Source organism: Psychromonas sp. (genome assembly GCF_983033635.1).
In genome coordinates, this window is sequence record NZ_CEZLMY010000027.1 from 1 (window position 1) to 13,278 (window position 13,278).

Genomic DNA, 13,278 nt, shown 5'->3' on the forward strand with positions numbered 1-13,278 from the left:
CATCTAAGTACAATTTGGCTTGCTGATTTTGCATCTTGAAGTAACATGGGTATATGACCTGATTAACAGGTTTTATTTTCAGTATGCGTTTAAATAAACAATAAAACACAAATTTTAAGCATAGAAATTAACCAAGGGCAGGTTTACAATAGCCCTTCATATTTAAGGAGGCCAATCATGTTTAACCCGCAAAAATTAGAAGAGATCGCCAAACAAGTTAGTGATGCTATGCCTGCCGGCGTAAAAAGCTTCGGTGAAGAAGTCGATCGCAAAATCAAACAGGTATTACAAGCACAATTGGGTAAACTTGATATGGTTAGCCGTGAAGAGTTTGATGTGCAGACGCATGTGTTATTACGTACGCGTGAAAAGCTAGCGGAAATGGAAGCAAAGTTTGTTGAGCTTGAAAAAAAATTAGACCAAGCAACGATTGAAAAAGAAGACTGAGAAATACAATGAAAGAGCAATATTTAAAAAATGCCGAAATGTTTGTTGAACAAGTAACCAAGCAGGATGAATTGTTTGGTTTATTTGATGAAAAACAAGGGTGGGCAAACTGCCACGCACATGACAATAAAGATGCCCAAGCGGTTTACCTCTTTTGGTCAGAGCCGGCTTTAGCTGAAAAACTACAAAACGAAGAATGGGCCGATTATAAAGTTGAAGCGATTTCGCTTCCTGTCTTTTTAGAATCCTGGTTGGATGGAATGCAGAAACAACAGGTTTTTGCGGGGCTAAACTGGGATGAAAACTTATTTGGTTTAGAGATCGAAGCGATGGTGTTGAAAAATTCGCTTATTGAAAAAGAACAAGAGCTTAGTAAACAAGAAACAGCATAATATGAGATTATAAGCCGCAAAAAGTGAACCCTTTGCGGCTTATAGTTTAAACTGGGTAAGTAGTTACTCTTCCGGGTAGGTTCCCCAGCCGTCATAATCAATATCGAAAGACTGCGCAAGAATAAGCAGTTTTTCGACATCTTCCATTATCGCTTCTTCATCTAGGTTCATTTCGATAACCACATCAAAACTTAAAATAATTGAGCCATCTTCCAGTTCGAGTTCTTCAGGATCGGTGACTTCATAACCTTTTTTAAAACAAGCAACAGCCGCTTTTTCTAACACATCAAAATCAGTGCATGAAAGGTGATGCTCAATCATATAGACCGCATCCGGATTACTGCCATCTTCAAGAATAGCCTCAACAATTTCCTCTGTTTCTTCGTGAAACTCTTCTAGTAACTCTTTTAAATCTAATATTTTTTCCATTATAAATTCCTATTAACCACAACAATTTCGATTATTATCCGGACGTTTTACTTCTTTATTTAGTTGCTCGTACTTCTCTAACATAATGGCATGAGAGTCATTCATTAAACGGCGTATTTCACGTTTTTTATACTGTGTTATATCAATGGGCTCAAGCATCTCAACAATCACTTCTCCGTTATCCCAGCGGTTTAGTTTAACCTGCTGGTGGGTATTGGAAACAACGGTAGGGACGACATTAACACCCGCTTGTAATGCGGTATGAAACGCGCCCATTTTAAACGGCATTAAACCGCGGCCACGGCTGCGGGTACCTTCTGGAAAGATCCATACAGCCAGATCTTTAGCGCGCATCTGCTCAACAACATCAGTAATGGTGTTTTTTGATTTACTTTTATTATCTCGGTCGATCAAAATATTGCCCGTTAACCAGTAAATGATGCCGAAAAAGGGGATCCATACCAGGCTTTTTTTACCGATTGTTACCGAGCCAGGTTGCACTGCAGCCGTTGTTGTCAGCATGTCGCAGTTATTTTGGTGATTAGCGATATAGACAACCGAACCGTTGTTTTTCGCGCTTTCAGGAATGCGTACTGTTACTTTTAAACCCACTAATCGGGACATTTTGCTAAACAGCATGGCAAAATGGTAAGTGTTTTTAGGATTTCGCGGACTGAATAGGCAGTAAAAAATAGCATACACACTCATCAGTAACACACTTAAACTAATTAATATTAAACGAATAATATATAACATGATTTTTTAATTCTCTTTCTCAGATATAACTTCAATTTTATCAACACGCTGTAATCCGCGCGGCAGTTTATGACCACGACGTCCTCGTTCACCTTGGTAATGTGCCAAATCACTGGCTTTTAAGGTCAGTTTGCGTTTACCTGCATGCAGGGTTACAGAGCTTGATAGAGGGATAATTTGCAGCATAGTAACAAACTCTTCGCGCTTCGTCGCTTTTGCTGTGCTGATGTTAATCATTTTGTTGCCTTTGCCTTTACTTAAATTCGGCAAACTATCAACAGGGAATATTAACATGCGTCCTTCGTTACTGATGGTTAAACATAGATCGTCTTCATCAGCACTGAGTTTTTGCGGCGCCATTAACAGTGCATTTTCTGTTAGATTAATCAGTGCCTTACCATTTTTATTGCGGCTATTAATATCACTGAATTTGGCGATAAATCCGTAACCATGATCGCTGCTGATTATGTAACGATCTGGCTCATCTCCAATCAATGCACAAACAAAAGGCACGTTACTGTTTTGATTAAACCGGCCTGTTAGCGGTTCACCTTGAGAGCGGGCAGATGGTAATGAATGTGCATCTAATGAATAAGCGCGGCCTGTACTATCAATAAATATACAGCTTTGATTACTTCTGCCTTGCGTGCTGGTTAGGAATTCATCTCCGGCTTTGTAACTTAATGCATGTGCGTCGATATCATGTCCTTTTGCGGAGCGTACCCAGCCCTGGCTTGATAATACAACGGTAACGGCTTCACTTGGCGTTAACTCTTTTTCTGTTAACGCTTTTGCTTCTATGCGTTCGACCAGAGGTGAGCGTCTATCATCGCCATATTTTTCAGCGTCTGCTTTAAGCTCTTTCTTTACCAGTGTTTTTAAACGGCGATCAGAGCCTAATAAAAGCTCAAGCTTTTTCTGCTCGGCAGTTAACTCTGCCATTTCGCCACGAATTTGAATCTCTTCTAATTTGGCAAGCTGGCGCAGTTTAATTTCCAGAATAGCGTGCGCTTGTATTTCTGAAAGATTAAAGCGTGATATTAATTCTGCTTTCGCGTCATCATAGGTACGGATTATTTCAATCACTTCATCGATATTCAGATAAGCCGCTAATAAGCCTTCTAAAATATGCAAGCGGGCTAAAATTTTATCGAGGCGGAACTGTAAGCGACGGCGAACTGTGCTAACACGATATATTAACCATTCATTTAAAATTGTGACTAAACCTTTTACCTGCGGGCGCTGGTTGAGCCCAAGCATATTAAGGTTAACTTTATGGTTAACTTCAAGATCGGTTGAAGCAAAAAGATGATTCATTAGTGCTTCAATATCAATGCGATTAGAGCGTGGAATAATAACTAAACGAGTCGGATTTTCATGATCTGATTCATCACGTAGATCCGCGACCATCGGCAGTTTTTTATCCTGCATCTGTTTGGCAATCTCTTTGAGAATTTTTCCGCCGGAAACTCGATGAGGCAGGGCGGTAATCACTATTTCTCCGTTATCAACTTGATAAACAGCACGGCTTTTAAAACTGCCTCTTCCGCTTTGATAGATCTTTTTAATATCACGATTAGGTGTGATGATTTCAGCTTCTGTCGGGTAATCCGGTCCTTGTATAAAGCCCATTAAATCATCGAGATTGGCTTTGGGATTGTCAAGCAGATGAATACACGCATCGGCAACTTCGCGGGCATTATGGGGCGGAATATCGGTTGCCATCCCGACCGCAATACCGGTAATACCATTTAATAAAATATGCGGTAAACGTGCGGGTAATAAAACCGGCTCTTTCATGGTGCCGTCAAAATTGGGCTTCCAGTCTGTGGTGCCTTGAGATATTTCCGTAAGTAATACTTCTGAAAAAGCAGATAAACGAGATTCGGTATAACGCATCGCGGCGAATGATTTAGGATCGTCGGGGGCACCCCAGTTGCCTTGACCATCAATCAGAGGATAGCGGTATGAGAAAGGTTGTGCCATTAATACCATCGCTTCGTAACAGGCACTATCACCATGCGGGTGATATTTACCTAATACATCACCGACGGTGCGGGCAGATTTTTTATGCTTGGAAAGTGCGGATAAACCGAGCTCAGACATCGCATAAACGATACGGCGTTGCACGGGTTTTAAACCATCTCCGATATGAGGTAGAGCACGATCCATAATCACGTACATGGCGTAGTTGAGATAGGCATCTTCGGTAAATTTAGCAAGAGGGAGCTTTTCGATACCTTCTAAGCTTAAATCTAATACTTCACTCATGTTTTACAACCCTGTTTATCTGATAGTAGAAAAGGGCGTAGTATAGCGTAATTAAGGAGTGACGAAAAATTGTGAGGGCATGTTTAGCGGTGATTTGTGAAGAAAAAGCGGAGAAAAAATGCACGCTGTCATCATCGCGCATTTTTTAACTTATTTGTGTCTAAATTATAACTGAGAAAATGCTTTTTTAGCGGCGATTAAGGTATCTTCAATATCTTGATCGCTATGTGCTAATGATAAAAATCCAGCTTCAAATGCTGAAGGAGCAAGATAGATTCCCTGTTCGAGCATTAAGTGGAAGAATTTCTTGAATTTCTCTACATCACAAGCACAAACCTGTGCAAAGTTGCTTATCTGTTTTTCCTCTGTAAAGAAGAAACCAAACATACCACCGACATAGTTAACGGCTAATGGTACATTTTCCTCTTTCGCTACTTTTTGTAATCCAAGTGCTAACGTTTTAGTTTTTTCTGCCAGTTTTGCATATTCAGGAGTATCGAGTGCAGTTAATGCGGCGAGGCCTGCATGCATTGCAATTGGATTACCTGACAGTGTGCCCGCTTGATAAACAGGGCCAGTTGGTGCGATATGCTGCATCACTTTTTTACAGCCGCCAAATGCGCCAACAGGCATGCCGCCACCGATCACTTTTCCTAAGGTGGTTAAATCGGGTTTAATATCATAGTAAGCCTGTGCGCCACCCAGTGCCACTCGGAAACCTGTCATCACTTCATCTAAAATAAGTAACGCATCATTATTATCACAAATCTGACGTAAACCTTGCAAAAAGCCTGGTTGTGGCGGGATACAGTTCATATTGCCGGCTACAGGCTCAACAATAATACAGGCAATTTGTCCTTGGTATTCAGTAAACAGTTGCTGTACCGACTCAAGATCGTTATAGCTTGCTGTTAGTGTATGTTTTGCAAAATCAGCCGGGATGCCAGGTGAGCTTGGTTGACCTAAGGTTAATGCGCCTGAGCCTGCTTTAACCAGTAATGAGTCTGCATGGCCGTGGTAACAGCCTTCAAATTTGAGGATTTTATCGCGCCCGGTAAAACCACGTGCTAAACGGATGGCACTCATGGTTGCTTCTGTACCTGAGCTTACCATGCGCAGTTGTTCCATTGAGGGTACTAAGCTGCGTACCTTTTCTGCCATGGTTATTTCTATTTGGGTCGGGGCGCCAAAACTTAAACCATTTTCAGCGGCAGCTAAAACCGCCGCTTTAATATCTGGGTGGTTATGCCCTAAAATCATCGGCCCCCAAGAACCCACATAATCGATATATCTGTTATTATCGACATCATAAATATAAGCATCTTGTGCTTTTTCAATAAACAGTGGATCACCACCAACGCCATTAAATGCACGAACGGGGGAGTTTACACCTCCTGGGATGATTGATTGTGCTCGCTCGAAAAGCTGGTTAGATTTGCTCATGAAAGTCCTATTAATTAACAGTTTGGAAAATATATCTAAGCTACCTGAAGATGTATCTTCAAGTGGTTTGGCAGTATATGCAATATAGCAGATTCTGCTACTTGATAATAATTGCTATATTTATTCATATTATCAATACTTTTTTGCACTGCATCATGTTATTTTGAGTTGTTTGTTTTATATAATTACGTTCTTTTATTGTTTACTCCATTCTACCTTTTTAAAAGTTGTTTAAATTTGCATGAAAATAAGTATCCCTTTATTTCTTCTGAATTATTTCAAACGTTTTATTGAGCGTTTTTTTACCCGTAAAAGCAGCGCATTACTCATTTGGTTATCGGTGTTTATTGGTACCTTAGCGGGGGTAATGTCAGCATTATTTGATTACGGTATTATCTGGATTAGTGAAATGCGCCTGCAATTAATTGCAGCCTATAGCGATTCAGAAACACCATTGTGGCTAGTGGCAATTCCAATCTCATCAATGATGGCAGGTTTAGCCTTTTATCTTACCCATAGATTTGCCCCGGAGGCGGGGGGAAGTGGTATTCCTGAAATTGAAGGGGCGATGGAAGGTATGCGCCCTGTTCGCTGGAAACGTGTTCTCCCGGTTAAATTTTTTGGTGGTTTACTGGCCCTTGGTAGCGGTATGGCACTAGGGCGAGAAGGGCCTTCTGTGCAGTTAGGTGCAAATGTCGGACGTATGATCTCCGATCTTTTTAAAGTAGATAAAGTCGATAGCCAAGCTTTGTTAGCAGCAGGTGCTGCGGGTGGTCTGGCCGCTGCTTTTAATGCGCCACTGGCCGGAATTATGTTTGTTATCGAAGAGATGCGTTCTCAATTTAACTACAGTTTAACCTCTACCAAAAGTGTGTTTATGAGTGCGGTAATGGCTACAATCGTGATGCGTTTAATTTCCGATCAAGAGGCGGTCGTGCGTGTCACTCAATATTCACACCCGGCTCTGATGTCGCTGTGGTTATATCTGCTATTAGGTTTCTGTTTTGGTGTGATTGGTATTTTGTTTAATAAAATGGTGCTTTCTACATTAGATATGTACCTGTTTATTCATCAAAATCAGCGTTGGCGTTTTGTTGCTATTGGTTTGTTTTTAGGTGCTGGTTTTGGTGCGTTATCTGTTTTAGAGCCACAACTTGCATTTAGTGGTATTGAACTTATCCCTGAGGTTGAAGGAGGCCATTACCTTGCGGGTGGCCTGATGATTATTTTCCTGTTTCGCGTCTTAACCACACTGCTTAGTTTTGGCTCAGGTGCGCCGGGCGGTGTGTTTGCGCCAACCTTAGCGCTGGGCACGTTATTCGGTATGTTATTTGGTTTAGCTGCTCATGCGATGTTTCCTGATATTGTCACGGAAGCAGGCACGTTTGCGATTGCAGGTATGGGCGGATTGTTTGCTGCCACTGTACGCGCGCCAATTACCGGGATACTATTGGTGATTGAGATGACCAGCAATTATGAAATGATTTTACCATTAATCGTGACCTGTTTAGGCGCAACAATGGTTGCACAATCGCTTGGTGGCCGTCCAATTTATACGCAATTACTAGAGCGCACAATGAAACTGTCAATGCGCCGCAAACGCCAGGAGAAAACGCGTAAAGCGATGTTCCGAGTATTAGGTAAAGATAAATGATTTTCTCATATATTAAGGATGTTCAATGAGACGTTTAAAAAAAAGTTTCATCAAATGGATTGTTGTTTCGATGATCTGTTTATTGCTGGGTTTTTTACTGGGTAAATTTAAACAGGATATTTTGCGTGATTCACTGGCGTTAATGGAAACAGATTTGCAGACCATCAGCGCTGAGAAAGTTGAACTGTCTAAACAGGTTGCACGTATAGAAGCCCGATTACTGACAGATAACCAGACCATTAACCGATTAACTCAAGAGAATAAAAAAATTAATGAACAATTAAATTTGTCAGCAAATAAGTTGTATTTTTATGAGCGAGTTGTCGCACCTGAGATGGAATCTTCTGGTGTGAAAATATATTCATTCACTGTAGTGAAAAATGTTGAAACAGATCAATGGAATTATGAGTTGGTATTAATGCAGGCCCAAAAAGGGCGCCGCTTTTTAACCGGGCAGTTTGAGCTGACTTTCTCTGTTTTTGAGAATGAACATTTGAAAAATATCTCTTTAAGTGAGCTCAGTGAAACGGTTACATCGACTTTTAAATTCAAATATTTTCAGACAATTAATGGGGTTTTTAGATTAGCGCCTGAAATGACGGTTGATGAAGTTATTTTACAGGTAAATGTAACGGGAAATCGTTGGTATAAAGCGCAGCAGGTAGAGCAACGTTATGACTGGCAAGCGCTTATCGAAAAAGATGAAGGCAACTCAACAGAGTTTGATCTGGGAAGTTTACCCGATTTAAGTATAGGGAATTTAACTGGTCTGGTTAATCCATAGAAAGAGCAGAACTTCAGTTTTTGCCTCTCGACTTGCTCAATTATACATTTTCAAGTGGTTTGGATATAATGATGCATTATTCAAATTTTATAATACTTGAACTAATTGGTCGGGTATTGGATAATAAAGATAGAAATTGTATTAATTGAATACGCTTTCTATCAATCAGCTTACATTTTTAGAGGTTACCATGACATCCGAAGTCGAAATGGCATTGCCAATTTATTTTAGTGATAGTGCGGCAAATAAAGTAAAAGTTCTTATTGCTGAGGAAAAAAATCCAGCATTAAAATTACGAGTTTATGTGACTGGTGGTGGCTGTTCAGGGTTCCAATACGGTTTTACTTTTGATGAAAAAGTGAATGAAGGTGATACATTAATTGAAAACAATGGCGTGACCTTAGTGGTTGACTCGATGAGTTTGCAATACCTGGTTGGTGGCACTGTCGATTATATTGACGGTTTAGAAGGTTCGCGTTTTTTAGTTAACAATCCAAATGCAACGGCAACCTGTGGTTGTGGTTCGTCATTCTCAGTGTAAATTTCTTTCGCTTGAACTGTGAAGTTTTTTAATCTCCCAAATTAAAACTTCACAGCTCTTCTTTGCTGAAAAAAGATAGTTCCCCCTACAAAACCGACAGTTCTCGCTCGCATCCCTCTTTTATTGCTATACCATTACAATGTTAATTTTTATTATTTGTTGAGGTTTGCTTATGTTTGTGCGTTTATTCCATTATTTTGCTTTACGACCTTATTGGATTGCGTTGTTGATTACAGGGCTACTGTTGTTTTGGATGTTATTAAGCCCAGCCGAGAGCCTGTTAAGCGAAGCACAAACTGCAGCTAATCAAGAAAACTTACCAAAGGTACAAACGACACATTTTAAACCTCAAAAAATGACTAAGTTTTTAACTTTATATGGAAGAAGTGAAGCTAACAGTCGCGCCGTTATCCGCGCTGAAATTGCGGGGGAAATAGTCGGTGTATCTACTAAAAAAGGGCGCTATGTAAAGCGTAATGCAGGCTTGGCAAATATTGAAAAAAATGAATTGCCGCAACGCCTAGCGCAAACTGAGGGGTTACTTGCAGAGCGTCTGTTAAATTATAAAGCGGTTAAATCATTAAATGATAAAGGGCTGCAAGGCCGGGTTCGTTTAGCAGAAGTTAACAGTTTACTGTTAGCGGCTAAAACTGGTGTTAAACAGCTGCAATTACAATTAGAGCGTACGAATATAGTGGCACCTTTCTCGGGGATTTTGCAGGAGCAATTTGCAGAACAGGGTGATTATCTGCAAGTGGGGGATGCAATTTTTAGTTTAGAAAATATCGATCCTATCGTTATTCGTGGGGATGCGACTGAGCATTATATTAATCAGTTAAAACTGGGGCAGAATATTTCAGCGACTTTACTTTCCGGAGAGAAAATTTCAGGGAAAATTAGCTATATTGCGTCCTTCGCTGATCCTAAAAGCAGTACTTTCCGCATTGAAGCAGAATTTCCTAATCCTGATTTTAAAATCTTTTCCGGCATTAGCGCTAAATTATCAATTCCTCTCTACCCTGTTGAGGCAATTTATGTATCACCTTCAGCTCTGGCAATGGACGAGCAGGGCAACTTAGGCATTAAGTTGGTGAAAGATGGAATTGTTGTCTTTAAAGGTATTAATCTTGTTGAAGCCGATAATGATGGTGCCTGGTTATCAGGCTTTGAAGGTTCAGTTGATATTATTACTTTAGGACAGGGCTTTGTTAAACCCGGCGACCGCGTAGAAGCCATTGCGGTGGAGAAATAATCATGAAAACGATTATTGAAGGTTCGTTATCACGCAAACGTGCGCTGTTAATGCTGTTAGCTTTTTTATTGATCGCTGGACTTTCCGCCTATATCAATGTTCCAAAAGAGTCTGATCCCGATATTCCCATTCCCTTTATCTATGTTTCTGTTGGCCACGAAGGGATCTCCCCTGAAGATGCAGAACGCTTATTGTTGCGCCCGCTTGAACAAGAGTTACGTGGCATTGAGGGCATTAAAGAGATGAAATCAACCGCTAGCTCTGGTCATGCTTCAGTTGTGATGGAGTTTTATATTGATATCGATATTAAAGACGCATTGACTGATGTGCATGAAAAAGTGGATCAGGCAAAGGGGAAACTGCCGCAGGAAAGTGATGATCCGATTGTAAAGCAGGTGACTCTCGCCACAGAGAATCCTGCCCTTACTATTTTATTATCGGGCAGCGCGCCAGAGCGGGCGATGATTACACTGGCTAGAGAGATGCAGGATAAGTTAGAAGGTTTTGCTGAAATTCTTGAAGTTAATATTGGTGGCGATCGTGAAGATATGGTGGAAATATTGGTTGATACTTTGCTGATGGAAAGTTATCAGCTGGATATGAGCGATATTTACAACCTAATTTCACGTAATAATCGATTGGTTGCGGCTGGTGTGATGGATACGGGAAAAGGGCGTTTTCCGATTAAAGTGCCCGCCGTTTTTTCAACCATTAAAGATGTGCTGTCGATGCCGATAAAAGTGTCGGGAGATAAAGTGATCACCTTTGCTGATGTCGCACAAATTCGTCGAACTTTTAAAGATCCATCTAGTTTTGTTCGGGTTAACGGTTTACCGACCATCTCCCTGGAAGTGGTAAAACGTCCGGGGGAAAACATTATTTATACGGTGGATAAAGTGAAAGCCCTAGTTGATGAAAATCGTCAGTTTTGGCCAAATAATATTCAAGTTAGTTATGCTGGCGACAGTTCAAAAGATGTTAAAACCATGCTTAATGATCTGCAAAATAATGTGTTGAGCGCGGTGTTATTAGTGGTTATTGTGATTATTGCAGTACTCGGAATGCGCAGTGCTATTTTAGTCGGTATTGCTATTCCGGGCTCTTTTTTAACGGGTATTTTGGTGCTTTGGATGTCAGGGATTACAGTTAATATTGTGGTTTTATTCGCACTGATTATGGCAGTGGGCATGCTTGTTGACGGCGCAATTGTTGTTACTGAGTTTGCAGATCGAGAAATGAGCGCGGGTGTAAAGCGTCATAAAGCTTACCTGGATGCGGCTAAACGTATGGCATGGCCGATTATCGCCTCAACTTCAACAACCCTAGCCGCCTTCGCACCACTACTGTTTTGGCCGGGTATTACGGGCGAGTTTATGAAATATTTGCCGCTGACCTTAATTGCAACATTAACTGCGTCATTGTTAATGGCACTGATTTTTATTCCCGTATTAGGCAGTGTATTTGGTAAACCGCGTGTACTTTCTGAAAAAGAGCAAAAAAATGCAATTATCGCAGATCAAGGGGATCTCTTAACCCTTACGGGGTTTACAGGCGTTTATGTAAAAATATTGTACAAAGCGATTAAAAGCCCATGGTTAGTCTTATTACTGGCTTCGGTTATTGCTATTTCGGGTGTGGCTTTATTTGTAAAATCTAATCTCGGCGTTGAATTTTTTCCTGATGTAGAGCCTCCCGGAATTAGTGTTAAAGTGCGTTCATATGGCGATTTTTCTATCTATGAACAAGACGATATTATGTCAACCATTGAGCAGAAAATATTACCGCTCAGTGATGAAATTGATACGCTATATGTCAAAACCGGTGATGCAACAGGGGATTTAGTCGGTAATATGCGCATTAATTTAAGTGACTGGCAAGATCGGCGCAGCGCTAATGAAATTATTGCAGATATTAAGCAACGCACTGAAGATCTGCCCGGTGTTGAAATTGAGCTGAAAAAAGATCAGGCAGGTCCGCCAACGGGAAAAGATCTGCAAATCGAAATTAGTTCACGATTCCCGCAGTTGCTGCAAGTAGCGGCAGATAAATTACATCAAACCTTGATGGAAAAAAGCTATTTTATAAATATTGAAGATGATGGCGCAAAACCGGGTATTGAATGGAAGTTTAAAATAAACCGTGCCGATGCGGCGCGTTATGGTGCTGATGCGACCTTATTAGGCAGCAGTGTACAATTTCTGACTAATGGTTTGATGTTAGGCACTTACCGGCCCGATGATGTTGATGATGAGTTAGATATTCGTGTTCGTTATCCTGAAAATGAACGCAGTTTAAGTAAACTTGCAGAGCTTCGTTTACAAACGGCAGCAGGGCAAGTGCCAATCAGTCATTTTGTTACACTATTACCATCACCCAAGCAATCCTCTATTAAAAAAGTGGACGGCCGTATTGTGATGACAGTTAGTGCTGATATGGCCCCTGGTTATAACTTAAGTTTGATTTTGCCAGAGCTTGAAAAAGAGCTTCCTACCTTAGGACTGGATCCGCGCGTCAGTCTAAAACTGCGCGGTCAAAATGAAGATCAGCAAGAAGCTGAAAGTTTCTTAAAAAATGCCTTTATGGTGGCATTAGCTATTATGGCATTGATTTTGGTATTGCAGTTTAACTCTTTTTATCAAGCTTTTTTGATTTTGAGCGCGGTTGTTTTTTCCACAGCAGGGGTGTTTGTCGGTTTATTCTTTAGCCAAAGTGCCTTTGGTATTGTAATGTCCGGTATTGGTGTTATCGCCCTGGCGGGGATCGTGGTTAATAATAATATCGTTTTAATTGATACTTATAATGTTTTAAAAGGGCAAGGCATCAATACTCATGATGCGATATTAAGAACCGGTGCACAACGTATTCGTCCCGTACTTCTGACCACTGTGACAACGATTTTAGGACTGATGCCAATGGTCTTAAAAGTGAATCTGGATTTTTTCACAAGAACGGTTGAGTTCGGCGCACCATCAACGCAATGGTGGGCACAACTGGCTACTGCTATTGCAGGCGGTTTAACTTTTGCGACCTTGCTGACACTTATTTTAACCCCTTGCTTGTTAATGATTGGGCACAAGTCATCCGTTGCACTCTGCGCATTAATTGCACGATGTTCAGGTGAAAATCAAACACTTAAAAGCTAACAAATAATATAGTTACTGACGCTTAATGAATTAAAGGGCAACTTGCATCCTTTAGTGAAGAGGGGGTAAAATTCTTAAACTTTTAGTTTTGGGGTTTATATCCAAACTGCTTATTTAGAATTTGCACCATAATAAAAAATGGTGCAAGAATCCTTTTTTGTAACGG

General features: G+C 40.7%; 11 protein-coding genes. 7 read left to right on the forward strand and 4 right to left on the reverse strand.

Features of this window, described 5'->3' with window-relative positions; all coding sequences use genetic code 11:
• Positions 1 to 177: 177 nt before the first annotated feature.
• Entirely contained in the window at positions 178 to 447 is a 270-nt protein-coding gene (gene ubiK / locus AC4GME_RS05870; RefSeq protein ID WP_490375977.1) for a ubiquinone biosynthesis accessory factor UbiK, read from the forward strand.
• Positions 448 to 455: 8 nt separating this feature from the next.
• Entirely contained in the window at positions 456 to 839 is a 384-nt protein-coding gene (locus AC4GME_RS05875; protein WP_490375978.1) for a DUF2750 domain-containing protein, read from the forward strand.
• 63 nt (positions 840 to 902) lie between these two features.
• Here the strand turns inward: AC4GME_RS05875 and rraB are convergent, their stop codons facing one another.
• The 4 genes from rraB to hemL all read right to left on the reverse strand — a co-directional run bounded on the left by rraB (position 903) and on the right by hemL (position 5,738).
• A complete protein-coding gene (rraB, locus tag AC4GME_RS05880) occupies positions 903 to 1,268 on the reverse strand; it encodes a ribonuclease E inhibitor RraB (RefSeq protein ID WP_490375979.1) in 366 nt (121 codons plus the stop codon).
• 12 nt (positions 1,269 to 1,280) lie between these two features.
• Positions 1,281 to 2,024 carry a 1-acylglycerol-3-phosphate O-acyltransferase gene (locus tag AC4GME_RS05885; protein WP_490375980.1) on the reverse strand — a complete coding sequence of 248 codons (744 nt, stop codon included), beginning with the start codon at positions 2,022 to 2,024 and terminating at the stop codon, positions 1,281 to 1,283.
• Between the two features lie 6 nt (positions 2,025 to 2,030).
• Positions 2,031 to 4,295: a DNA topoisomerase IV subunit A gene (gene parC / locus AC4GME_RS05890; RefSeq protein WP_490379131.1), complete on the reverse strand. Its 2,265-nt coding sequence runs from the start codon at positions 4,293 to 4,295 to the stop codon at positions 2,031 to 2,033.
• A 165-nt stretch (positions 4,296 to 4,460) separates the two neighbouring features.
• Positions 4,461 to 5,738: a glutamate-1-semialdehyde 2,1-aminomutase gene (gene hemL, locus AC4GME_RS05895; protein WP_490375982.1), complete on the reverse strand. Its 1,278-nt coding sequence runs from the start codon at positions 5,736 to 5,738 to the stop codon at positions 4,461 to 4,463.
• Between the two features lie 241 nt (positions 5,739 to 5,979).
• Between hemL and clcA the strand changes: the two genes are divergently transcribed.
• From clcA to AC4GME_RS05920, 5 genes are all read left to right on the forward strand, one after another.
• The gene (gene clcA, locus AC4GME_RS05900; RefSeq protein ID WP_490375983.1) at positions 5,980 to 7,392 is read left to right on the forward strand and encodes a H(+)/Cl(-) exchange transporter ClcA; all 1,413 of its coding nucleotides are present in this window, start codon (positions 5,980 to 5,982) and stop codon (positions 7,390 to 7,392) included.
• A 25-nt stretch (positions 7,393 to 7,417) separates the two neighbouring features.
• The gene (locus AC4GME_RS05905; protein ID WP_490375984.1) at positions 7,418 to 8,176 is read left to right on the forward strand and encodes a DUF6776 family protein; all 759 of its coding nucleotides are present in this window, start codon (positions 7,418 to 7,420) and stop codon (positions 8,174 to 8,176) included.
• A gap of 190 nt (positions 8,177 to 8,366) precedes the next feature.
• Positions 8,367 to 8,717 carry an iron-sulfur cluster insertion protein ErpA gene (gene erpA, locus AC4GME_RS05910; protein ID WP_490375985.1) on the forward strand — a complete coding sequence of 117 codons (351 nt, stop codon included), beginning with the start codon at positions 8,367 to 8,369 and terminating at the stop codon, positions 8,715 to 8,717.
• A gap of 172 nt (positions 8,718 to 8,889) precedes the next feature.
• Positions 8,890 to 9,969, forward strand: coding sequence for an efflux RND transporter periplasmic adaptor subunit (locus AC4GME_RS05915; RefSeq protein ID WP_490375986.1), 1,080 nt, complete (start codon positions 8,890 to 8,892; stop codon positions 9,967 to 9,969).
• 2 nt (positions 9,970 to 9,971) lie between these two features.
• Positions 9,972 to 13,112, forward strand: a complete 3,141-nt coding sequence (locus tag AC4GME_RS05920) for an efflux RND transporter permease subunit (protein WP_490375987.1) — start codon at positions 9,972 to 9,974, stop codon at positions 13,110 to 13,112.
• Positions 13,113 to 13,278 lie beyond the last annotated feature (166 nt).